This window comes from Mesorhizobium sp. M0217 (assembly GCF_040321955.1).
In the GTDB taxonomy this organism is placed as follows: domain Bacteria; phylum Pseudomonadota; class Alphaproteobacteria; order Rhizobiales; family Rhizobiaceae; genus Mesorhizobium.
The window spans coordinates 179,265-199,387 of sequence record NZ_JAMYSN010000011.1 but is presented as its reverse complement, the minus strand read 5'-3'; the positions used below and the strand labels follow the sequence as shown (position 1 = coordinate 199,387).

The window sequence follows — 20,123 nt, the reverse complement described above, 5'->3', positions numbered from 1 at the left end:
TGTCAACCTGTTTTTTCTGTCTGTTTTAGAGCTGCTTCCGGCCGCCGCCGCGGCCGGATTCCGGCGGGCTCATCTCACCTGATAGTTTTGCGTCGTGTTGCTTGATCGGGGCGATGCCGTCCCCCCCAGGGCTGTGCCTTATTATGAGCGTGCCGCGGCGACAGGGCTTGCCGACGCCCAGTATGCGATGGCGCAGGTCTATGCCAATGGCGTCGGCGGCAAGACCCGCGACGATGGAAAGGCCCGCAGCTTGCTGGCACAGGCTGCCAGGCAGAACTACGACACCGCTCAGATCGATCTTGCCGCCTGGATGATCGAGGGCCGGGGCGGTGTTCGCGACCTGAAATCCGGCTTCAACTGGATGAAGCAGGCAGCTGAAGGCGGCAATGTCGCTGCCCAGAACCGGTTGGCAAAGCTCTATATGGGCGGCATCGGAACCGACCCCGACCTGATCCTGGCCGGGGCCTGGTATGTGGTCGCCCGCCGCGCCGGCCTTATCGATCCGGAGATGGACGATTTCCTGCAAGGGCTGACCGACGATCAGACAAAGCAAGCCTTGCAGAAGGCCAACCGCCTGCCCTGACACGCAACGTCACTGTGTATGATCCAGCACGACCTTGCCGAAGGGAGAGCCGTGTTCGAGATGGCGAAAGGCCTGCGCTGCCTCTGCCCATGGGAAGACCCGGTCGATCACCGGCCGCAGCCGATTGACGGCGAGCGCCCGGTTCATCGCTTCGAAGGACTCGCGCGAGCCGACCGGTATGCCGCGTGCTTTCACCTGGCGTCGGAAGATGTCGAGCGGATTGATCACCCCTTCGCTGCCGCCGAGATAACCGATGACGTTGATCTGGGCGCCGCGCGCCGACGCCTTGAGCGACTGCGCGAAACTTTGGGGACCACCGACTTCGATGATGTGATCGGCGCCGCGGCCATCGGTCAGCGCCAGCACGGCCGACGACCAATCCGGATCGTCGCGGTAGTTGACGCCATCATGCGCGCCAAGCCCCTTCGCCCGGGCAAGCTTCTCATCGCTGCTCGACGTAACAATGACGCGCGCGCCGGCCGCCCTTGCCAACTGCACGGCAAACAGCGACACGCCGCCGGTGCCGAGGCTGAGCACGGTTTCGCCTGGCTTGAGCTTGCCCTCGGTGAACAACGCATGCCAGGCAGTGACCGCGGCGCAAGGCAACGTCGCCGCCTCGACATCGCTGAGCTGCGCCGGGGCGATGACCGCCGCCTGTTCGTCCAGCCGGGCGAATTCGCTTAGCAGCCCATCGATGGGGCCACCGCGCTGGTATGAGGGTTCGGCCATGGCGAAGCTGCCGCCGACCCATCGCTGCCAGAACGTGCCGCAGACCCGGTCGCCGACCTTGAAGCGGCTGACCTCGGAGCCAACCGCAACGACCTCGCCGACGCCGTCGGAAAGCGGCACCAGCGGCAAGGGGAATGTCGTGTGATAGCTGCCGCGCGCGATCTCGACATCGCGATAGTTGAGCGCCGTCGCCCTGACGCTGACGATCATCTCCTGACGGCCGGGTTCCGGCATTGGCCGTTCGACCATCTTGAGATTGTCGATGCCGCCCGGCTTCTGCAGTTCGATTGCCTTCATTGTCGTCGTCCTTTCGTTTGAAAGGAAAATTGCTTGCCAGGCGATGGATTTCAAATTCATAATGTTTACAATGATTATGCCTACGAGACATGGTTCTGGCTATGCTTGAGGAATTGCGCACGCTCGCCCTGTTTGCCGAGGAGGGCTCGATCCAGAAGGTCGCCCGGCGCCTGCCGCTGACCCAGCCCGCTGTGACCCGGCAGATCCAGCGGCTGGAGGACATGCTTGGCACGACGCTGCTCGACCGCCGGCAAAAGCCGCCGCGACTGACGCCGACGGGGCTGGAAGTGCTGGCGCGCGGCCGCGATATCATCGCTTCCGTAGAAGCGCTGAAATCCTTCGCCGGAAAGACCGAGCCGGAAGGACTGTTCCGCCTGGGTCTCGCCCATGGCCTCTCGGACCGCGACATAGCGGGGGCCATCGCCAACGCCGCGGCGGCGTTCCCGAAAGTGTCGCTACGGCTCAAGACCGGCTGGAGCGCCGAACTGATCGATCAATTCGAACGCGGCGAGCTCGATGTGACGATTGTTCTGCGATCGTCGGACAAGCCAGGTCCGGAAGCGCTTGGCACTGAACGTCTTGGCGTCATCGCTGCCTCCACCGTCGCCGATCCGGAAGACGGTGGCCGGACACCCATGCCGTGGGTGCTTAGTCCGGCACCTTGCGACGCGCGCCAGAAGCTCACGTCCGTTCTGGTCGGCGGAAGGCGTTATTTCGAGATCGCGGCGGAGATACAGGATCCGGCCTTGCAGATGGAATGGGTCCGTCGGGGGCACGGCCTTGCGCTAATGCCGTTGCGTCTTGCAAGGCGCCGACTTCCCGACGGCCTCATGCTCGTCAACACGGAAGATGTCGACCTTTCCTTGCAGGTCGCCGCACTTCGCTCGCCTCATCTCAACCGGCTGACTGAGGCTGCGGATGCCATCGTCGAGGCCGTCGGCAAAGTCATTGCAGCCCAGGTTTGAGGCTACCAGCCGCTGTCGGGCGATCTGGCATCCCTTGCCTCTCCTGCCGATTTGTGGTCTTGGGGGCCCGAAATCGCTTGTCCAGCGACCATCCCCATACCAACGGCCAAGCCGTTGGTAGCATCCCGGATCAATCTCATCATGGCCAAGATCAATGGCAACGAAATCCGTCCCGGCTATGTCATCGAACACGATGGCGGCCTCTGGGTGGCGGTCAGGACCAACACCGTCAAGCCCGGCAAGGGCGGCGCGTACAACCAGGTCGAACTGAAGAACCTGATCAACGGCACCAAGCTCAACGAGCGCTTCCGCTCGGCGGAGACCGTCGAGCAGATCCGGCTCGATCTGAAGGATTTTTCCTTCCTCTACGCCCAGGACGACGCGCTGGTGTTCATGGACACGCAGAGCTACGAGCAACTCGAGCTGGCGAAGGATTTCGTCGGCGACCGCGCCGCCTTCCTGCAGGACGGCATGATGGTGACGGTCCAGCTCTATGAGGACAGGCCGATCGGCATTTCGCTGCCCGACCAGGTGACGCTGACCATCACCGAGGCCGACCCGGTGGTGAAGGGCCAGACGGCCGCGTCCTCGTACAAGCCGGCGGTCCTGGAAAACGGCATTCGAGTGCTGGTGCCGCCATTCATCGGCGCCGGCGAACGCATCGTCGTCGACACCAACGAACTCACCTACATGCGCCGCGCAGACTGACACGTAGGCAGGAACAGATACGATGGCACGCTCCGCACTTCTCAATGTCATGGTCCAGGCCGCCATGAAGGCCGGCCGCTCGCTGTCGCGCGACTTCGGCGAGGTGCAGAACCTGCAGGTGTCGATGAAGGGACCGGGCGACTATGTCAGCCAAGCCGACCGCAAGGCCGAGGACATTCTGTTTGCCGAACTGTCGAAGGCACGGCCGGGCTATGCCTTCCTGATGGAAGAGCGCGGCATGATCGCAGGGGACGACGACCAGCACCGTTGGATCGTCGACCCGCTCGACGGCACCACCAATTTCCTGCACGGCATTCCGATCTTTTCCATCTCGATCGCGCTGGAGCGACAGGGCCAGTTGGTCGCCGCCGTCATCTACAATCCGGCAATGGATGAGCTCTACACCGCCGAGCGCGGCGGCGGCGCCTTCATGAACGATCGCCGGCTGCGCGTTGCCGGCCGCAGCAAGCTCACCGACTGCGTCATCGGCTGCGGCGTGCCGCATCTCGGCCGCGGCCAGCACGGCAATTTTCTCGTCGAGTTGCGCAATGTGATGGCCGAGGTCTCGGGCGTGCGCCGCCTGGGTTCCGCCGCGCTCGATCTCGCTTATGTCGCCGCCGGCCGCATGGACGGCTTTTGGGAAACCGGCCTGTCGGCCTGGGACATTGCCGCCGGCCTGCTGCTGATCCGCGAGGCCGGTGGCTTCGTCTCCGACATGGATGGCGGCCAGGATATGCTCGAGGCGGGTTCGCTCGTCGCCGGCAACGAGGTCATCCAGCGCGCGCTGCTCAAGGCGGTGAAGAAGCCGATCTCGGCGCGCTGATTACTTGGCATGCCGGCGCGGCGCGCTGAAGCGCCGCAGTCGCAAAACCGCAATCAAAGCTTGAAATACTGCCCGGCGGCCGCCCAGATAAGGGTGACGCAGGATCTTTATGACGAGCATACCTTCACTATCCTCGCGAGAAGCGCAGCCAGACCAGCCAATTGAAATCCCTTTTGTCGGGCGTTGGCACTATTCGCGTGCGGAGATGATCGCCGATGGCATCGTCCACGCGGTCGGCATCGTGCTGGCGATAGCCGCCGGCTCGGCGTTGCTGGCGCTGGCCGCCTTCCATGCCGGTCCCGGCGAATACATCGCCGCCGCCTTCTTCGTGGTGTCGCTGCTGACTGTGCTGTCGATTTCGCTGACCTACAATCTGTGGCCGGTGACGTCGCCGGCGAAGTGGATCTTGCGGCGCTTCGATCATGCGGCGATCTATCTCCTGATCGCCGCGACCTACACGCCCTTTCTGGCCCAGCTCGACGGCTCGCCGCTGGCGCTGCCGATGATTGTGCTTGTCTGGACCGCTGCTTTGACCGGCATTGCCATGAAAGTGTTCCTGCCCGGCCGCTTCGATCGTCTGGCCATTGTCTTCTATCTCGCCATCGGCTGGAGCGGCGTCGTCCTGGTCAAGCCGCTGGTGGCGACGTTGCCGACGACCTCGATCGCGCTGATTGTCGCCGGCGGCATCGTGTACTCCTGCGGCGTCATCTTCTTCGCCTGGAAACGCCTGCGCTTTCACAATGCCCTCTGGCACGGCTTTGTCGTCACCGGCGCCGGGCTGCATCTTGCCGCCATGGTCGACTGCCTGGTCGTCAACCGCCTCTGAACGGCGTGGTGCGGCCCGACAGTCGGGCAATATTGCCAAGCGCCATTCAATTTGGTCACAATTCCGTTTAGAGTCGCGAATTACGTGATCGGCGGCAATGGAGCGGTTCCAGGGAAGTATGAGCGGCTTCCCGTTCGGAATTGCGTCAAGGCAAATAGAGCATCGGAAACGGGGCACGGATGGCTTTTCTCAGATCCTTCGGCGTGGGCAGGCGTTCTGATGTCCTGATGTACGATCCGCACAAACTGTCGAGCCCGCAGGTCTTCCTCCTGACCATGGTCATCTTCCTGGTCATCGTCGCCTTCATCGCCGCCATCCTCACCCGCCAGATCTCGACCGCTTTCGGGAGCAATCCCGGCCTCAATGGCCTCATCGTCGGCGTCCTTGTGGTCGGCATCCTGCTCGCCTTCGCCCAGGTCGGACGACTGTTTCGCGAAGTGCGCTGGGTCAATTCCTTCCGCGCCGGTTCCGAAACCACCGAGCCGGTGCTGCTGGCGCCGATGAAGGCGATGATCGGCCGCTCCTCGACGGTCGCCTTCTCGACGTCTTCGATGCGCACCATGCTGGATTCGATCGCCACCCGCCTCGACGAAAGCCGCGACACCTCGCGCTATCTCGTCGGGTTGCTGGTGTTCCTCGGTCTGCTCGGCACCTTCTGGGGCCTGCTCAACACCATCGGCTCGATCCGCGAAACCATCGAATCGCTCGATCCCGGCACCGGCGACGCCGCCGCCGTGCTCGATTCGCTGAAGCAGGGGCTGTCGGCGCCGCTGGCCGGCATGGGCACGGCCTTTTCGTCCTCGCTGTTCGGTCTTTCCGGGTCGCTGGTGCTAGGCTTCCTCGACCTGCAGGCCGGCCGCGCCCAGACCCGATTCTATACCGAGCTTGAAAACTGGCTGTCCTCGGTCACCGATCTCTCCTCCGACATCGCCGTCGCCGACCCGGCCAAGACTGAATCCTCCGACGAGATCCGGGTCCTGTCGGAACGGCTGCGCAGCATGCAGGAAAGCGGCGGCGGCTCCAATCCGCGCGTCGCCACCGCCATGGCCAATCTCGCCGACGGCATTTCCGGCCTGGTCAAGAACATGCGCTCCGAGCAGCAGATCATGCGCGACTGGGTCGAGGCCCAGTCGGACGAGCAGAAGGCGATGCGCAACACGCTGGAAAAGATCGCCGACGCGCTGAAGAAACCCGGGGTCCACTAGCATGGCTCTCGCCAGGGGCCGGCGCACCGATCGCCGGATCGACTATTGGCCGGGCTTCGTCGACGCGCTGTCGACGCTGCTGCTCGCCATCATGTTCCTGCTTACCGTTTTCGTGCTGGCGCAGTTCCTGCTCGGCCGCGAACTCTCCGGCAAGGATACGGCGCTCACGCGCCTCAACTCGCAGATCAACGAACTGACGCAGCTGCTGGCGCTGGAGCGTTCGACCGCGCAGGACAAGGACGATTCGCTGGCCAATCTGCAGGCGTCGCTGTCGGCGGCGGAAGCTGAGAAGAGCCGGCTCGAGCAGTTGCTGGCGCAAGGCGCCGGCGCCGGCGACGCCGCCAACCAGCGCGCCGCGGAGCTCGGCGGCGAACTCGACAGCCAGCGCCAGATCAGCCAGCAGGCGCTGAGCCAGGTCGAGATCCTGAACCAGCAGATCGCGGCACTGCGCAAGCAGATCGGCGCGCTCGAGGACGCCCTCAACGTGTCCGAAACGCGCGACCGCGATTCCAACACCAAGATCGCCGATCTCGGCCGTCGGCTCAACGTCGCGCTGGCGCAGCGCGTGCAGGAACTGAACCGGTACCGCTCCGACTTCTTCGGCCGCCTGCGCGAAATCCTCGCCGATCGCGAGAACATCCGCATCGTCGGCGACCGCTTCGTCTTCCAGTCGGAAGTTCTGTTCCCGACCGGCTCCGAAGTGATCAACGATGCCGGCAAGGTCGAGATGAAGAAGCTCGCCGACGCCATCATCGAGTTGCAAAAGGAAATCCCGCCCGAGATCAACTGGGTGCTGCGCGTCGACGGCCACACCGACAACAAGCCGCTGTCCGGCGCCGGCCGCTATCGCGACAATTGGGAATTGTCGACGGCGCGTTCGACCTCGGTGGTCAAGTTCCTGATCGAGAACGGCGTGCCCGCCAACCGGCTGGTTGCGGCCGGCTTCGGCGAATTCCAGCCGCTCGACCCCGCCGACACCGAAGACGCCCGCAACAAGAACCGACGCATTGAACTGAAACTCACCGAACGGTGATTTTCAGTCACGCGAAATTGTTTGCCAGCTCAACTCTAGGGCGAAACGCCAGGCCGGCAAGGCCTGAACATTATCTTTCTTTAATTACACTTCGCGTTTCCGGGCTCCTACTTTGACGCGCAGGGCCGAGAACCGCCGGCGATGCCTCCCATCGCGACGCGACGGAACCGGACGGCCCGCTTCCGGAAGGCGGAGCGAAAGCGCTTGCCCCTTCCATAGCAGGAGGAGACGCACATCATGAGCTCTTTGAAGACTCTCAGGACCGCAACCCTCACGACACTTCTGATCACTGTTCCACTCGCCGGCGCCTATGCCGCCGGACATCACAAGGGCGCCCTCGACGCCAGCGACCCGACCGACATGACCGGTCCGCGTGTGACCGGCCTGATCGAGCAGGTGCGGGGCGTCGAACAGGGCATCGCGGATGCGCGCGAAACCAAGGGCATCTCGACCTCGGAAGCGCAGTGGCTGCATCTGCGTGCGGCGCATATCGGCCAGGCCGCCGAACGGGTCGCCGCTTCGGACCATGGCCGGATCCCGGCCGCGCAATATCACGATCTGCTGCGCCGCCTCGACAATGTCGATCAGAGGCTGATGTCCGACACCGGCAGCGGCTTCATGATCGGTGATGGCTCCGACGGCGGGAATTATCCGAACGGCTGAGATCCGCTCTGATATCTCCAGGAATGAGGAAGGGACTGTCTGACGCCCCCGGATCTGGCTCCGAGGGCGTCTTTTTTGTCACCAGCCCAGCCACAGCGCAGCGAGGGCCAGCACCGCCGGCACGGTCTGAATATAGAGGATCTTCCGGCTGGCAGTCGCCGCGCCATAGAGGCCGGCGACGGCGATGCAAAGCAGGAAGAACACCTTGATCTGGAATCCCGCCGCGCCGAGATAGAGGCCCCAGATCAGCCCGGCGGCAAGGAAGCCGTTGTAGAGCCCCTGATTGGCGGCGAGCACCTTCGATGCGCTGGCGAAGTCCGGCTTGAGGTTGAACGCCCTGTGCCCGCGCGGTGTGTCCCACGCCACCATCTCCAGATAGACGATAAAGAGGTGGATCAGGGCCACCAGCCCGACCAGGATATTGCCGATCATCTTAGTCTCCCCTCCATGGCGGTGTTCCACCGTCAGCCAGCATTCCACGCACCAGCTCACCGGCGCAAGCTGCATAGCCAGCTTTGAGGGTTGCCAATCCTGGCGCGTTGGTATCTTTTCCCGCGGTCCAAAACGCGGAACCTGTCATGTCTTTTCAGAAGCTCGATGATCTCGGCCACAAGCTCGAAGCGCTGGAACATGCGCTCGCTATCCTCGGCGCCGACGAGGCGACCCACATGGCCGTCGGCGGCGGCGAGAAGCGCGCCGAAGCCATGTCGTCCCTGGCCGGGATGCTGCATATCAGGGCAACGGCGCCGGAGATCGCCGACTGGCTCGCCGCCGCCGAACAGGAGGCGCTGAACGAGGAGCAGCAGGCGGCGGTCCGCGAACTGCGTCGCCAATACACCAACCTGACCTGCCTGCCGGTCGAATTCGTCGAGCGCCAGACGGTGGCGCGTATGCGCTCCGAGCAGCTCTGGCGCGACCTGCGCGGCAAGAATGACTGGGCCGGATTCCTGCCGGCGCTCGAAGGTGTCATCGCGCTGGTGCGCGAGGAAGCCGCCCTGCGCGCCGACGCGCTCGGCCTCGATCCCTACGACGCACTGATGGAGCAATACGATCCTGGCAACCGCGCCGCCGACATCACGCCGGTCTTCACCGAGCTGAAGACATTCCTGAAGGGCTTCGTGCCGGAAGCGCTGGCCGTACAGGAAGCGCGACTGGCCAAGCGCCCGCTGAAGCCGCTCTCCGGCAGCTATGCGATCGACAAACAGCGCGAGCTTGGTCTCGCCATGATGGCTTCGGTCGGCTTCGACCTCACCCATGGTTCTCTGTCGGTATCGCACCATCCCTTCTGCGGCGGGGTGCCGAGCGACGTTCGCATCACCACCCGCTACAAAACGTCCGATTTCCTGTCGGCTTTGATGGGCGTGCTGCACGAGACCGGCCACGCGCTCTACGAGCAGAACCTGCCGAAGGCCTGGGCGCACTGGCCGCTCGGCAAGGCGCGCGGCATGGCGGTGCATGAAAGCCAGAGTCTGTTCGTCGAGAAACAGGTCGGCCGCAACCCCGAATTCTGGCGCTGGGCGCTGCCCGTGGTCGAAAAGCATCTCGGCGAAGCCTGGTCGCTCGACGACATCCTGCCGCATGTGCACCGGGTCGAGCGCGGCCTGATCCGCGTCGACGCCGACGAGGTCACCTACCCGCTGCATGTCATCCTGCGCTACGAGTTGGAGCAGGAGGTGGTCTCGGGGCGGCTGCAGGCGGCCGACCTGCCCGAAGCCTGGGACGCCAAGATGCGGGAGTATCTTGGCCTTTCGACCATCGACAACCCAGCCAACGGACCGATGCAGGACGTGCATTGGCCAGGCGCCGCCTTCGGCTATTTCCCGTCCTATACGCTGGGCGCTATGATGGCGGCGCAGCAATGGGCTGCGCTGACGCGCGACCATCCTTCAGCCGACAGCGACCTCGCCAAGGGCAATTTCGCCGCCATCAATGACTGGCGCCGCGACAATATCTGGTCGCAGGGATCCCGCTGGTCGACGCCCGAACTGCTTGAGCGCGCCACCGGGGAAAAGCTCAACGCCGCGTATTTCACCGAGCATCTCCGCAAGCGGTATGGTCCCGCCTGATTGCGGGTTGCTACTCCGCGGCACCCCTGAAGGCGCTTGCTCCGGTTTCGAACTGCAGCTTGGCCAGCCTTGCATAGATTCCGCCCTTGGCGACCAGGCTCTGGTGCGTGCCTTCCTCGACGATGCGGCCGCCATCCATGACCAGGATGCGGTCGGCCTTCAGCACGGTCGCCAGCCGGTGGGCGATGACGATGGTGGTGCGGCCCTGCATCAGCCGTTCCAGCGCCGTCTGCACCAGCGTTTCGCTTTCGGCGTCGAGCGCCGACGTGGCCTCGTCGAGCAGCAGGATCGGCGCGTCGCGCAGGATGGCGCGGGCGATCGCCACGCGCTGGCGCTGGCCGCCGGACAAGGTCACACCGCGCTCGCCGACCTGGCTGTCGTAGCCCTTGTCGAGCCTGAGGATGAACTCGTCGGCCAGCGCGTCCCTGGCGGCGGCCTCGATCTCGGCATTCGTCGCGCCCGGCCGGCCAAAGCCGATATTGTCGCGCGCGCTTGCCGCAAAGATGGTGACATCCTGCGGCACGATCGCAATGCGCTCCCGCACTTCAGCCGGATCGGCTTCGCGCACGTCGACGCCGTCAATGGCGATGCGGCCAGTTTCGGGATCGTAGAAGCGCAGGATCAGCGAAAAGACGGTGCTCTTTCCGGCGCCCGACGGGCCGACGATCGCCACCGTCTCGCCGGGCTTGACCTGAAAACTCAAGCCGTGGACGGCGGCACGGTCCGGCCTTGCCGGGTAGGAGAAGGAGACGTCGTCGAAACTGATCGCGCCTGTCGCCTTGGCGGGCAGCGGCAGCGGATTGGCCGGCGGTTGAATCGCCGGCGTCTCGTCGAGTATCTCGGTCAGCCTTTCGGCCGCACCCGCCGCCTGGGCAAGCTCGCCCCAGACTTCCGACAGTGCGCCCAGCGCGCCTGCGGCAAACACGGAGTAAAGCAGGAACTGGCCGAGCGTGCCGGGCGACATCGTGCCGGCAAGCACGTCACGCGAGCCGAACCACAACACCGCCACGACCGAGGAAAAGATCATGAAGATGGCAAAGAAGGTGAGCAGCGAGCGGGAGAAGATCGACGAGCGCGCCGCTTGGAAGGCGGCTTCCACCGCGGCCGAGAACCGCCCGGTGACCAGCGTCTCGTTGGTGAACGCCTGCAACGTACGCACCGCGCCGATCTGCTCGCTGGCATAGGCGGTCGCTTGCGCCAGCGTGTCCTGCGCCTGCCGTGACCGGCGCCTCACCGAACGGCCGAACGCGACCAGCGGCAGCACGATGAGCGGAATGGCCGCGATCACCAGGCCCGACAGTTTCGGGCTGGTGACGACCATCATCGCCACCGCGCCAAGGCCGAGGATGACGTTGCGCAGCGCCACCGAGGCGGTGGCGCCGACGGCGGATTTCACCTGCGTCGTGTCGGCGGCAAGCCGCGAGACGATCTCGCCCGATTGCGCGGTGTCGAAGAAGGACGGCGAAAGCGTCGTGACATGCGAAAACACGTCGCTGCGGATGTCGGCGACGACCCGCTCGCCGAGCGTGATGACGAAGTAGTAGCGTCCGGCCGACGCCGCCGCCAGAATGGCTGCCATCGCAACCAAAGCGGCGAAATATTCGGCGATGAAGACGGTGCCGGAAGCACTGAAACCGTGGTCGATCATGCGCCGCACGGCCAGCGGCAGCGCCAGCGTCGTCGCCGCGGCGATGGCGAGCGAAATGAGGGCGCCTATGACCAGTTTGCGGTAGCGGAATATATAGGGATACAGGCGCCTGAGCGGCCCGAGCGAGCGCCTGCGCCCGTCTTGCTCGCCGCTGATGTCCGCCATGACCGTTTCCTCTGGCCGCTTCCAGGTGGGCGCGTTCAATATGCGCCTGCCGTGGCCTTGTGATTCAATTCCGGCTGATGTATAGGCTCGCCGACCGTTTTAGAAGCCGTGGCTTTTCAATAGCTGCGGCTTCGAGTTTTAAAAAGGGGCGCATCGACGCAGGCCACGGGCCCGTCTGTAGCGCCACAAGCCAGGAAGCACGACAATGAAGGCCGATATCCATCCCGACTACCACACCATCAAGGTCGTCATGACCGATGGCACAGAATACTCGACCCGTTCGACCTGGGGCAAGGAAGGCGATACGATGAACCTCGATATCGACCCGACCACGCACCCGGCCTGGACCGGCGGCCAGCAAACCCTGCTCGACCGCGGCGGCCGCCTGTCGAAGTTCAAGAAGCGCTTCGAAGGGTTCGGCCTTTAAGCCTATCGGCTTTCGCAGATCAGGAACCCGCCCTTGTGGCGGGTTTTTTGTTCAGCGGATCGTGGCGCGGACGAAATCGCCTTTGATCACGATCGAGGGTTTGGCGCCGGCAGTGTTGGCAAGCGAACTGTCGACGAAGGACGCCGACGCGGTCACCGAGTAGCTGATTTGAACCTGCCGGCCGAAGGTCAGCGTGGCATCCAGCACCTTGCCGGCAATGGCGACAGTCTCGTCCTTCCGGACGCTGCCATAGGCGAGATTGGCCCTCAGCGCCTCGCCCTTGAGATCGATGCGTGAAGCATGCCCTTCGAGCGAAACATCGGCCGCCTTGCCGGTAATGGCGATGCTGGAGAAATTCCCCGTCATACTGGCCAGCAAGGCCGCCTGGTCGATCGACACCGAACTCTCGGGCGCAATGTTGGCGTTGATCTCGACCCTGCAATCCGAAGGGTCCAGCCAGGACGACGGAGCGACATTGATGCGCAACGTCGAGGCCTCTCGCTTCATGTCGCTGGCGGTGCGGCAGTCATTGGCGAACCAGGACGAATACCAGCTGGCAAACCAGCCCTCGCGGCGGCTGCCGATCGTCGCCTGGTAGGGTTCTGCACCTGAAGTGGTCAGCTTGACCGAGCTTGCCTCGCCGGTGATGATGATGGCGGTCACACCGGCGAGATCGAGCGTCTTTGCGGCATCACCGGCCACCGGCGGTGCCAGCGCAACTGCGGCAAAGGGCAGCAAGACGAGAATTGCGGATTTCATCATTGTCTCCGAGCATGGGTGGGGCGGTCGCGAAAGGGACCGCGGCGTGGCCCAGATGATCCGAGACGTCGATTTTCGCGACCTCGATCACGATCCGGGACGACCGTGAACGCAATCCAGGTCATTGTCGGCCGCCCGGTCCATCATCGGCCGCCTTGGAACCACGCTTGCGATCATGATCTTCATTCCCTTGCCATTCGTCGTTGCCCTGCTGCTCGTCATCCTGCTTGCGCAGATGATCCGCCGAAACGAGGCCGATCTGCGCGAAAACATGTTTTTCATGCTGCTGATGGCCGCCTATGCCTTGGAGTCGGTGCTGATCGGCATCCGCTGGGGCTACGATGTCAGGGCAATCATGCCTTTCCAGGCAGTGTTGGCGACATTGATCGCGCCGCTTGCCTGGATAGCCTTCAGCGGTCTTGCGAGGGACGCTCGCGGCATCGCCTGGCTTCGCTGTGGCCGCATCTGTTGCCGGCCTGTCTTGTGGCCCTGCTGCTGATCTTCTGGCGCGAGCCGGTAGGCCCCGTGATCATGCTGGTCTTCCTGTGTTATGGCGTCGCCCTTCTTTGGCTTGCGCGGGTCGGGCCGGACGGCCTTGCCGAGTCGCGTCTGGACGGTGTCTTGCGCTCCCTACCGGGCGCTGCTGGTGACGACGCTGGCGATCCTGGCGTCGCCGGTCACCGACATTATCATCAGCCTCGACCTCGAATGGACCGGCGGTGCCCATTCCGGCGCGGTGATTGCCGCCGGCAATGTGCTGGCGCTGCTGCTGCTTGGCGGTGCAGCCGCGGTGGCCAGCGAAACCGCGCCTCTGGATGACGATGAAGACGATGGGCCGCAAGCCACGCCACGGGCGACGAGCGAGGATTCCGCGGTCGCGGCGGCGGTCGACGCGCTGATGCAGTCAAAAGAACTCTACAGGGACGTTGACCTCAACCTCGGCCGTATCGCCAGGCGCCTCGGCCTGCCGGCGCGGCAAGTGTCGTCGGCGGTCAACCGCATCCACGGATCGAGCGTGTCGCAATATGCCAACAACCAGCGCATCGGCGAAGCCTGCCGCCTGCTGGCGGCCAGCGACGAACCCATCACCCGCATCATGTTCGACGCCGGGTTTCTCAGCAAATCGAACTTCAACCGCGAGTTCCTGCGCGTGACAGGCTTAACCCCGAAGGTCTGGCGGCTGGAGCATCGGCTGTCAAACCGAAAGCTGGCGGCCCTGCCGTTGCCAGGCGAGACAAAATGAAGGCGGGCGACACCGGTCAGGCGCCGACTAGTTCCCGCAGCGCCATGCGCTTGTAGGCGGCGACCAGCCTGTCGCCCTCCTGCCGGTCGACCGAGATCGCCAGCCGCACGGCAGCCTCGCCCATCTGCCAGACGAGGAAGGCCGTCGTCTCCAGCGCTACCGGATCGGCGCCGGGATGCAGCCGCTTCAGCACCGTGGTCAGGAATTCGGAATTCGCCCGACTGTCGGCAAGTTCGAGCTGGCGCAGCGCCTTGTCAGCCTGGGTGCCCGACCAGATGTCGCGCATCACCGGCTCGGCCAGGAACAGCTGGTAGTAGATATCGACCAGCTCCGAAAACGCCTGCCGCAGGCCCTCGGCGTCGACGACATCCTTGAGCGCCGAGGAGATGCAGGCCTGGCTTTCGGCGGTATAGCGCTCGGCCAGCGCCCAGACGATCGCCCGCTTGTCGGGAAAGAACTGGTAGAGCGAGCCGATCGACACCGCGGCCCGTTCCGCTACCTCGCCCATGCGCATGGCGTCGCTGCCTTGCTCGGCAATCAGCGCCGAGGCTGCGGCCAGCATGCGCTCGACCCGCTCGCGGCTGCGCTGCTGGGTGGGCGCCCGTCGCGGCGATGCGACCTGCTCCTCAGATGCGGGCGTTGCTGTGTCTTCCATGACGGCCTCCGGTCTCGACAAAATCTGCCAACAAACGGCTTGACTCCCAAAATACGAGGGTTTATCACATTTTGCAAATGTGAGGATTACTCATATTTGTAACAAAGGAAAACCACCATGACCGACACCAAACCAGTCCTGATCCTCGGTGGCACTGGCAAGACCGGCCGTCGCCTCGCCGAGCGGCTGACCTCACAGGGCATTCCCGTGCGCATCGGCTCGCGTTCCGGCAGCCCCCGCTTCGACTGGGAGGTTCCGGAGACCTGGGAGCCTGCCATGCAGGGCGTGGGCGCCGTCTACATCAGTTACTATCCCGACATCGCCGTGCCGGGCGCCGCCGAGACCGTCGGCGCCTTCGCCAGGCTTGCGGTGGCAAATGGCGTCACCCGCATGGTGCTGCTCTCCGGCCGCGGCGAGACCGAAGCCCAGCGCGCCGAAGAGATGGTCAAAGCCTCGGGCGCTGACTGGACGATCCTGCGTTGCGCTTGGTTTTCGCAGAATTTCAGTGAAGGTTTTCTCGTCGAGTCCTTGCGGCAAGGCGAAGTGGCTTTGCCTGTCGGCCCTGTTGGCGAGCCCTTCGTCGATGTCGACGACATCGCCGATGCTGCCTTCGTTGCGCTGACCGAACCGGGTCATGTCGGCCAGCTCTATGAGTTGACCGGGCCGCTAAGCTTCGCCGACGCGGTTGCCGAGATCGCCAAGGCGACCGGCCGCGACATCCGCTATATCAAGATCTCGCATGACGAATTCACCGCCGCGACGGCGGCATACGAACTGCCGCCCGAAATCCCCTGGCTGCTCAACGAGCTGTTCACCGAGGTGCTTGACGGCCGCAACGAGACGCTGACCGACGGCGTCCAGCGTGTGCTCGGCCGCGCGCCGAAAGACTTTTCCGCCTACGCAAATGAAACCGCTGCAACCGGCATCTGGAGCAACTGAGATGATCAAGCTTCTTCCCACCCTCACCATCATCGCCGCCATCGGCTCGGGCGTCGTCGGCGGCGTGTTCTTCGCCTTTTCCAACTTTATCATGGCGGCGCTTGCCCGGCTGCCGGTCCCCCAAGGCATCGCAGCGATGAATTCGATCAACATCACGGTGATCACGCCCACCTTCATGACGGCGCTGTTCGGCACCGGCCTGCTCTGTCTGGTGCTTATCGCCGCCGTTCTCATGGGGTGGAGCCAGTCCGGCTCATACTGGCTGCTTGCCGGCGCCGTGATCTATTTGATCGGCAACCCGATCGTGACCATGGTCTTCAATGTGCCGCTCAACGATGCGCTCGCCGCCGTCGACCCGGCCAGCGCCAATGGCGCAGCCGTGTGGGCGAACCATCTGAATCAATGGGTGATGTGGAACCACGTCCGCACCATCACCGCCATCGTGTCGATGGCCTGCTTCATGTTCGCATTGCTCTGAAAAATGACACTTCGCAAACGCAAGGACCTCGCCTCAAGCGGGGTCCTTTTGCGTGTGACCCTTGCGGTCGGAATGACCGAGATCGCGGCCCGGATCGATGACGTCGCGCACCAGCTGCTTGAGCTTGGCGGCATCGGGAAAGCCGCCGTCGCGCTTGCGGTCCCAGACCAGCACATCGTTGCAGGAAACGGTGAAGATGCCGTCTGTGCCCGGCACCAGCGTCACTTCACCAAGATCCGTGCCGAAGGTGGAGAGCAGTTCCTGCGCCATCCAGCCGGCCCGCAACAGCCACTGGCACTGCGTGCAATAGGTGATGACCACGCGGGGCCTCTCCGGCACACTCATGTCTGGGCCTCCTGTATGCGCACCGTGGTATTTGCGAATCGATCGTGTATCGGGTCGTCGCCCAGAGCTATGGATATCGCAATCCAGACCGGCCAGATCAGCACCAAAACGAGGGCAGCGGATGCAACCACTATTTCCAGGCTGGAGTAATCCTGCACGCCACCGGGAGCGGTGCCCCAAGCCTGAAAAGCATACCAGCTTCCCGTCAGGACGATCGGTAATGCGCCGAGAAACTTGATAAGTTGCCGCCGAACAGCCTTTCTCGCCGGCAGGCCGACCCTATGTCTGTCGTCCTCATCATGTACAGTGAGCTCCGTGAGCCGCTTGCCGATTGATTGGCCGGACTTCAACTCCATAATGAGGAGATAAGACGCCAGAGCGATCAGCTCGAGGAAACCCAGGTCCAATGCTGCAGGCCTGAAATTCCCTTGCGAATCCAGATCGATCGAGATGGAGGAGGTTTCTCCAGGCTTTGAGCCCGGCGCCGTACCCACGCTCCATATGGCGACCGGCAAACCGAGTACTGATGTTCTACACACCTGCCAATCATAACGGGCAAGTGTCGGGGCACCGTGAACCGTACCCTCCTGGCATAGTTTCCAGTTCAGCCAAAAGCTGCCTTTTACGCCACCGTTGGTCAGCAGAAATAGAGCCCCTACGAGCAAATAGAGGGCGATCAGGATTACAAGGTAGTCGATGAGTGCAGCGAGAAACCGTCGCCATATGCCGGGCCGGCGAGGCCAGGCCACCGCATCGGCAAAACTTGCCTCTTTATAGTCGGTCATCGGCCCCCCCTGAAAACTGACTAATCTATAGGCAGGCCGCCGTCATACAGCAATATTCGCATCCGACTGTATTGCACGGACCTACGCCGCGCTGAGCTTGGCCATGGTCTCGTCGTCGACCTCGAAATTGGCGTAGACGCTCTGCACGTCGTCATCGTCCTCGAGCGTTGCCACCAGTTTCATCAGCGATTGCGCCCGCTCTTCGTCGACCGGGACATTGTTCTGCGGCTGCCAGATCGGCTTCACCGATTCGGCCTCGCCAAGCGAGGCTTCCAGCGCCTTAGACACTTCGCCCATACTCTCGAACGCACAGTAGATGGTGTGGCCTTCCTCGTCGGACTCGACGTCATCGGCGCCGGCCTCGATCGCCGCGTCCATCACCTTGTCGGCGCTGCCGGCGGAGGCCGGATAGTAAATCTCGCCGGCGCGGTTCCACATGAACGACACCGAGCCGGTTTCACCAAGCGCACCCCCGGCTTTGGTGAAGGCGGCGCGCACGTTCGAGGCCGAGCGGTTGCGGTTGTCGGTCAGCGCCTCGACGATCAGCGCCACGCCGCCTGGCCCATAGCCTTCATAGCGCACCGCTTCGTAATTCTCGGCATCGCCCATCGATGCCTTGTTGATGGCGCGCTGGATGTTGTCCTTCGGCATCGACACCGCCTTGGCGTTCTGAATGGCCAGGCGCAAACGCGGGTTCATCGACGGATCCGGTGTTCCGCTCTTGGCGGCGACGGTGATTTCGCGCGCCAGCTTGGAAAACATTTTCGACCGCACCGCGTCCTGCCGGCCCTTGCGGTGCATGATGTTCTTGAACTGTGAATGGCCGGCCATGGCACCCCTGTCGTCTTCGGCTAGAGCATCCCGAAGCGAGGCGGTCTCACCTCGTCCTCCCGGGTACTCGAATTCAAATTTTCAGAGCCGTCCAAGGTGCAACGCGATGGATGCACGGCGTTCTCTGTCGGAATGGCCGGCTTATAGATAAATCGGCTCAATTCGTCCAGCCGCGCCGGTTCAGCCCTCCAGATCGGACTTCAGCCGGTCGATAATGCTGAGCGCATGGCCGGCATACTGGCTGATCCAGCGGTCGTGGATGTGCTTGATCGGCAGCGCGTTGAGATGGTTCCAGCGCTCTCGCCCTTGGCGCTTTGCCACCACCAGTTCGGCTTCTTCCAGCACCTTGAGATGCAGCATGACGGTGCAGCGATCGATGTCGGGAAACGCCTCGCACAACATGCCGGTCGTCTGCGGCGCATCCTTCAGCCGATCCAGCAATTCGCGACGGCGCGGATGCGCCAACGCCTTGAAAACGTGATCGTCTGCGGTTTGGCTTGACATGTTATGTTTCTATAACATATCGTCGAGCCAATCAAGGAGGAGCTGTGGATATGTCTCTTGGATTCAGAGTTTCCGGGCGCATCGGCAAACCGGTCGCCGAAGTCTTCGACGCCGTCGTCAATCCCAAAAAGCTGAGTGGCTATTTCACCACCATCGGCGGCGCCAGCGCGCCGCTGAAGGCCGGCACCGGGGTGGTCTGGTGGGGCAAGGTGCCCGTCGAAGTCGATGAGGTGATCAAGGACCGCCATATCGTGCTGCGCTGGGATGCCACCGATGCCGAAGGCAAGCCCGCCTACAAGACACGCATCGAGATGAACTTCGAGCCGCTGGACGATGGCGGCACCCTTGTGACCATTGCTGAATCCGGCTGGCCGGAAGGCGTGGTCGGCCTGCAGAAATCCTACCTCAATTGCGAGGGCTGGTCGCAGATGCTGGCCTGCATGAAGGCCTATGTCGAATACGGCATCAATCTGCGCGACGGCTACTACCGCGGCGAGATGAGGGGCGAGCCGGCCAACGAGACAAACAGATGAACAGCGCAACGGAGCCCGCAATGACCGCGAAAATGATAGGTGGAATCAACATCGCCATGAAAGTCCCGTCACATCAGTACGAGGCGACGATCGCCTTCTATCGCGACGTCGTCGGCTTGAATCCATTCACCGCCAAGACGCCGGCCATCGGCTTCGAGCTTGGCCCAAACCGTCTGTGGATCGACGAGGCGCCGATGCTGAGCCAGGCCGAGTCTGGCTTGAGCTTTTCACCGACAATTCTGCAGCCATTGCGGATCATCTCGCCAAGGCCGGCGTCGTCCGTTGCGACGCCGTCGAGCCCCTGGGCGAAGGCTTTCGCGGCTTCTGGATCGCCAACCCGGCCAGCATCGTTCACATGGTGCGCGAGCCTGACGCCTGGTGAGCGCAAATCGGACAAGGAAAGGAGCATCGATGGAAATTCACAAAACGCCGACTGCCGAAGCCGGCATGCTGATCAGGCGGCCGGTCGCCGAGGTCTTCGAGGCGATCGTCGACCCGGCCATCACCACGAAATTCTGGTTTACCCACAGTAGCGGCCGGCTGGATAGCCGCAAAGAGGTTCGCTGGGAGTGGCGCATGTACGGGGCCTCGGCGATGGTCAATGTCAGCGAGATCGTCGAGAACAAGAAGATCGTCATGCAATGGAGCGATCCGCCGACCACTGTGGTCTGGACATTCACGGAGATGCCCGGCGCCGAAACGCCTGACGGTGCGACCTTTCTTGAGGTCAGCAATTTCGGCTTCGCCGGCACCGCCGACGAGCAGGTCAAGCAGGCGGTCGGCTCGACCGACGGCTTCGCACTGGTTCTTGCCGGCGCAAAGGCATGGCTGGAACAGGGCCTGTCGCTTGGCCTGATCGGCGACCGTTATCCGAAGGGCGTGCCGGGGCGCTAGGATCGCCCCGATCGCCCAG

General features: G+C 63.4%; 24 protein-coding genes and 2 pseudogenes. 17 read left to right on the top strand and 9 right to left on the bottom strand.

The window, feature by feature from the left end; all coding sequences use genetic code 11:
* Positions 1-91: 91 nt before the first annotated feature.
* Positions 92-583: pseudogene (locus tag NKJ18_RS19210) on the top strand (tetratricopeptide repeat protein); the annotation flags it as partial.
* Positions 584-592: 9 nt separating this feature from the next.
* On the opposite strand, the gene NKJ18_RS19205 reads toward NKJ18_RS19210, so the two are convergent.
* Positions 593-1,609, bottom strand: a complete 1,017-nt coding sequence (locus tag NKJ18_RS19205) for a zinc-dependent alcohol dehydrogenase family protein (RefSeq protein ID WP_352741535.1) — start codon at positions 1,607-1,609, stop codon at positions 593-595.
* Positions 1,610-1,710: 101 nt separating this feature from the next.
* Between NKJ18_RS19205 and NKJ18_RS19200 the strand changes: the two genes are divergently transcribed.
* The 7 genes from NKJ18_RS19200 to NKJ18_RS19170 all read left to right on the top strand — a co-directional run bounded on the left by NKJ18_RS19200 (position 1,711) and on the right by NKJ18_RS19170 (position 7,832).
* The gene (locus NKJ18_RS19200) at positions 1,711-2,574 is read left to right on the top strand and encodes a LysR family transcriptional regulator (RefSeq protein ID WP_352759234.1); all 864 of its coding nucleotides are present in this window, start codon (positions 1,711-1,713) and stop codon (positions 2,572-2,574) included.
* Between the two features lie 141 nt (positions 2,575-2,715).
* Positions 2,716-3,282 carry an elongation factor P gene (gene efp / locus NKJ18_RS19195; RefSeq protein ID WP_023668757.1) on the top strand — a complete coding sequence of 189 codons (567 nt, stop codon included), beginning with the start codon at positions 2,716-2,718 and terminating at the stop codon, positions 3,280-3,282.
* Between the two features lie 22 nt (positions 3,283-3,304).
* Positions 3,305-4,105 (top strand): inositol monophosphatase family protein, encoded by an 801-nt coding sequence (locus NKJ18_RS19190; RefSeq protein WP_352623723.1) that lies wholly within the window; start codon positions 3,305-3,307, stop codon positions 4,103-4,105.
* A gap of 109 nt (positions 4,106-4,214) precedes the next feature.
* The gene (trhA, locus tag NKJ18_RS19185) at positions 4,215-4,931 is read left to right on the top strand and encodes a PAQR family membrane homeostasis protein TrhA (protein WP_023700276.1); all 717 of its coding nucleotides are present in this window, start codon (positions 4,215-4,217) and stop codon (positions 4,929-4,931) included.
* A 179-nt stretch (positions 4,932-5,110) separates the two neighbouring features.
* Entirely contained in the window at positions 5,111-6,136 is a 1,026-nt protein-coding gene (locus tag NKJ18_RS19180; RefSeq protein WP_023668754.1) for a MotA/TolQ/ExbB proton channel family protein, read from the top strand.
* Position 6,137: 1 nt separating this feature from the next.
* Complete coding sequence (locus NKJ18_RS19175; protein ID WP_023668753.1) at positions 6,138-7,169, top strand: peptidoglycan -binding protein; 1,032 nt, start codon at positions 6,138-6,140, stop codon at positions 7,167-7,169.
* Positions 7,170-7,406: 237 nt separating this feature from the next.
* Positions 7,407-7,832 (top strand): hypothetical protein, encoded by a 426-nt coding sequence (locus tag NKJ18_RS19170; RefSeq protein ID WP_023668752.1) that lies wholly within the window; start codon positions 7,407-7,409, stop codon positions 7,830-7,832.
* 78 nt (positions 7,833-7,910) lie between these two features.
* Here NKJ18_RS19170 and NKJ18_RS19165 read toward each other — a convergent pair whose 3' ends face one another.
* Positions 7,911-8,264: a DUF1304 domain-containing protein gene (locus NKJ18_RS19165; protein ID WP_023668751.1), complete on the bottom strand. Its 354-nt coding sequence runs from the start codon at positions 8,262-8,264 to the stop codon at positions 7,911-7,913.
* Positions 8,265-8,410: 146 nt separating this feature from the next.
* Here NKJ18_RS19165 and NKJ18_RS19160 point away from each other — a divergent pair, with 146 nt between their 5' ends.
* Positions 8,411-9,898: a carboxypeptidase M32 gene (locus NKJ18_RS19160; RefSeq protein WP_352759233.1), complete on the top strand. Its 1,488-nt coding sequence runs from the start codon at positions 8,411-8,413 to the stop codon at positions 9,896-9,898.
* Positions 9,899-9,908: 10 nt separating this feature from the next.
* On the opposite strand, the gene NKJ18_RS19155 is transcribed toward NKJ18_RS19160, so the two are convergent.
* Entirely contained in the window at positions 9,909-11,711 is a 1,803-nt protein-coding gene (locus NKJ18_RS19155; protein WP_023668749.1) for an ABC transporter transmembrane domain-containing protein, read from the bottom strand.
* A gap of 205 nt (positions 11,712-11,916) precedes the next feature.
* Between NKJ18_RS19155 and rpmE the strand changes: the two genes are divergently transcribed.
* A complete protein-coding gene (gene rpmE, locus NKJ18_RS19150; RefSeq protein WP_023668748.1) occupies positions 11,917-12,138 on the top strand; it encodes a 50S ribosomal protein L31 in 222 nt (73 codons plus the stop codon).
* 51 nt (positions 12,139-12,189) lie between these two features.
* On the opposite strand, the gene NKJ18_RS19145 is transcribed toward rpmE, so the two are convergent.
* Positions 12,190-12,897, bottom strand: a complete 708-nt coding sequence (locus NKJ18_RS19145) for a hypothetical protein (RefSeq protein WP_352759232.1) — start codon at positions 12,895-12,897, stop codon at positions 12,190-12,192.
* A gap of 175 nt (positions 12,898-13,072) precedes the next feature.
* Here NKJ18_RS19145 and NKJ18_RS19140 point away from each other — a divergent pair, with 175 nt between their 5' ends.
* The gene (locus NKJ18_RS19140; protein WP_352759229.1) at positions 13,073-13,396 is read left to right on the top strand and encodes a hypothetical protein; all 324 of its coding nucleotides are present in this window, start codon (positions 13,073-13,075) and stop codon (positions 13,394-13,396) included.
* Between the two features lie 96 nt (positions 13,397-13,492).
* Complete coding sequence (locus NKJ18_RS19135) at positions 13,493-14,140, top strand: helix-turn-helix domain-containing protein (protein WP_352759227.1); 648 nt, start codon at positions 13,493-13,495, stop codon at positions 14,138-14,140.
* A 16-nt stretch (positions 14,141-14,156) separates the two neighbouring features.
* Here the strand turns inward: NKJ18_RS19135 and NKJ18_RS19130 are convergent, their stop codons facing one another.
* On the bottom strand, positions 14,157-14,795 hold the full coding sequence (locus NKJ18_RS19130; RefSeq protein WP_352759225.1) for a TetR/AcrR family transcriptional regulator: 639 nt from the start codon (positions 14,793-14,795) through the stop codon (positions 14,157-14,159).
* 117 nt (positions 14,796-14,912) lie between these two features.
* Here NKJ18_RS19130 and NKJ18_RS19125 point away from each other — a divergent pair, with 117 nt between their 5' ends.
* Together NKJ18_RS19125 and NKJ18_RS19120 are read left to right on the top strand one after the other, a co-directional pair.
* Positions 14,913-15,734: an NAD(P)H-binding protein gene (locus NKJ18_RS19125; protein ID WP_352759222.1), complete on the top strand. Its 822-nt coding sequence runs from the start codon at positions 14,913-14,915 to the stop codon at positions 15,732-15,734.
* A 1-nt stretch (position 15,735) separates the two neighbouring features.
* Positions 15,736-16,212 (top strand): anthrone oxygenase family protein, encoded by a 477-nt coding sequence (locus tag NKJ18_RS19120; protein WP_023668743.1) that lies wholly within the window; start codon positions 15,736-15,738, stop codon positions 16,210-16,212.
* 33 nt (positions 16,213-16,245) lie between these two features.
* On the opposite strand, the gene NKJ18_RS19115 is transcribed toward NKJ18_RS19120, so the two are convergent.
* From NKJ18_RS19115 to NKJ18_RS19100, 4 genes are all read right to left on the bottom strand, one after another.
* A complete protein-coding gene (locus NKJ18_RS19115; protein WP_023824269.1) occupies positions 16,246-16,557 on the bottom strand; it encodes an Rdx family protein in 312 nt (103 codons plus the stop codon).
* Complete coding sequence (locus NKJ18_RS19110) at positions 16,554-17,342, bottom strand: RDD family protein (RefSeq protein ID WP_023700267.1); 789 nt, start codon at positions 17,340-17,342, stop codon at positions 16,554-16,556. The genes NKJ18_RS19115 and NKJ18_RS19110 overlap by 4 nt, the downstream gene beginning before the upstream one ends.
* Before the next feature lie 81 nt (positions 17,343-17,423).
* Positions 17,424-18,173, bottom strand: a complete 750-nt coding sequence (locus NKJ18_RS19105) for a YebC/PmpR family DNA-binding transcriptional regulator (protein ID WP_023668740.1) — start codon at positions 18,171-18,173, stop codon at positions 17,424-17,426.
* A 180-nt stretch (positions 18,174-18,353) separates the two neighbouring features.
* Positions 18,354-18,677 carry an ArsR/SmtB family transcription factor gene (locus NKJ18_RS19100; protein WP_023668739.1) on the bottom strand — a complete coding sequence of 108 codons (324 nt, stop codon included), beginning with the start codon at positions 18,675-18,677 and terminating at the stop codon, positions 18,354-18,356.
* A gap of 50 nt (positions 18,678-18,727) precedes the next feature.
* Here NKJ18_RS19100 and NKJ18_RS19095 point away from each other — a divergent pair, with 50 nt between their 5' ends.
* The 3 genes and pseudogenes from NKJ18_RS19095 (at position 18,728) to NKJ18_RS19085 (ending at position 20,104) form a co-directional block, all read left to right on the top strand.
* Complete coding sequence (locus tag NKJ18_RS19095; protein ID WP_023668738.1) at positions 18,728-19,210, top strand: SRPBCC domain-containing protein; 483 nt, start codon at positions 18,728-18,730, stop codon at positions 19,208-19,210.
* A 20-nt stretch (positions 19,211-19,230) separates the two neighbouring features.
* Positions 19,231-19,592, top strand: a pseudogene (locus NKJ18_RS19090) (VOC family protein).
* A 29-nt stretch (positions 19,593-19,621) separates the two neighbouring features.
* A complete protein-coding gene (locus NKJ18_RS19085) occupies positions 19,622-20,104 on the top strand; it encodes an SRPBCC family protein (protein ID WP_023698429.1) in 483 nt (160 codons plus the stop codon).
* Positions 20,105-20,123 lie beyond the last annotated feature (19 nt).

What these genes read in the sequence shown, in the direction of transcription:
- NKJ18_RS19205 (WP_352741535.1), bottom strand. Translation starts at nt 1,609, where the DNA reads ATGAAGGCAATCGAACTGCAGAAGCCGGGCGGCATCGACAATCTCAAG.
- NKJ18_RS19200 (WP_352759234.1), top strand. Translation starts at nt 1,711, where the DNA reads ATGCTTGAGGAATTGCGCACGCTCGCCCTGTTTGCCGAGGAGGGCTCG.
- efp (WP_023668757.1), top strand. Translation starts at nt 2,716, where the DNA reads ATGGCCAAGATCAATGGCAACGAAATCCGTCCCGGCTATGTCATCGAA.
- NKJ18_RS19190 (WP_352623723.1), top strand. Translation starts at nt 3,305, where the DNA reads ATGGCACGCTCCGCACTTCTCAATGTCATGGTCCAGGCCGCCATGAAG.
- trhA (WP_023700276.1), top strand. Translation starts at nt 4,215, where the DNA reads ATGACGAGCATACCTTCACTATCCTCGCGAGAAGCGCAGCCAGACCAG.
- NKJ18_RS19180 (WP_023668754.1), top strand. Translation starts at nt 5,111, where the DNA reads ATGGCTTTTCTCAGATCCTTCGGCGTGGGCAGGCGTTCTGATGTCCTG.
- NKJ18_RS19175 (WP_023668753.1), top strand. Translation starts at nt 6,138, where the DNA reads ATGGCTCTCGCCAGGGGCCGGCGCACCGATCGCCGGATCGACTATTGG.
- NKJ18_RS19170 (WP_023668752.1), top strand. Translation starts at nt 7,407, where the DNA reads ATGAGCTCTTTGAAGACTCTCAGGACCGCAACCCTCACGACACTTCTG.
- NKJ18_RS19165 (WP_023668751.1), bottom strand. Translation starts at nt 8,264, where the DNA reads ATGATCGGCAATATCCTGGTCGGGCTGGTGGCCCTGATCCACCTCTTT.
- NKJ18_RS19160 (WP_352759233.1), top strand. Translation starts at nt 8,411, where the DNA reads ATGTCTTTTCAGAAGCTCGATGATCTCGGCCACAAGCTCGAAGCGCTG.
- NKJ18_RS19155 (WP_023668749.1), bottom strand. Translation starts at nt 11,711, where the DNA reads ATGGCGGACATCAGCGGCGAGCAAGACGGGCGCAGGCGCTCGCTCGGG.
- rpmE (WP_023668748.1), top strand. Translation starts at nt 11,917, where the DNA reads ATGAAGGCCGATATCCATCCCGACTACCACACCATCAAGGTCGTCATG.
- NKJ18_RS19145 (WP_352759232.1), bottom strand. Translation starts at nt 12,897, where the DNA reads ATGAAATCCGCAATTCTCGTCTTGCTGCCCTTTGCCGCAGTTGCGCTG.
- NKJ18_RS19140 (WP_352759229.1), top strand. Translation starts at nt 13,073, where the DNA reads ATGATCTTCATTCCCTTGCCATTCGTCGTTGCCCTGCTGCTCGTCATC.
- NKJ18_RS19130 (WP_352759225.1), bottom strand. Translation starts at nt 14,795, where the DNA reads ATGGAAGACACAGCAACGCCCGCATCTGAGGAGCAGGTCGCATCGCCG.
- NKJ18_RS19125 (WP_352759222.1), top strand. Translation starts at nt 14,913, where the DNA reads ATGACCGACACCAAACCAGTCCTGATCCTCGGTGGCACTGGCAAGACC.
- NKJ18_RS19120 (WP_023668743.1), top strand. Translation starts at nt 15,736, where the DNA reads ATGATCAAGCTTCTTCCCACCCTCACCATCATCGCCGCCATCGGCTCG.
- NKJ18_RS19115 (WP_023824269.1), bottom strand. Translation starts at nt 16,557, where the DNA reads ATGAGTGTGCCGGAGAGGCCCCGCGTGGTCATCACCTATTGCACGCAG.
- NKJ18_RS19110 (WP_023700267.1), bottom strand. Translation starts at nt 17,342, where the DNA reads ATGACCGACTATAAAGAGGCAAGTTTTGCCGATGCGGTGGCCTGGCCT.
- NKJ18_RS19105 (WP_023668740.1), bottom strand. Translation starts at nt 18,173, where the DNA reads ATGGCCGGCCATTCACAGTTCAAGAACATCATGCACCGCAAGGGCCGG.
- NKJ18_RS19100 (WP_023668739.1), bottom strand. Translation starts at nt 18,677, where the DNA reads ATGTCAAGCCAAACCGCAGACGATCACGTTTTCAAGGCGTTGGCGCAT.
- NKJ18_RS19095 (WP_023668738.1), top strand. Translation starts at nt 18,728, where the DNA reads ATGTCTCTTGGATTCAGAGTTTCCGGGCGCATCGGCAAACCGGTCGCC.
- NKJ18_RS19085 (WP_023698429.1), top strand. Translation starts at nt 19,622, where the DNA reads ATGGAAATTCACAAAACGCCGACTGCCGAAGCCGGCATGCTGATCAGG.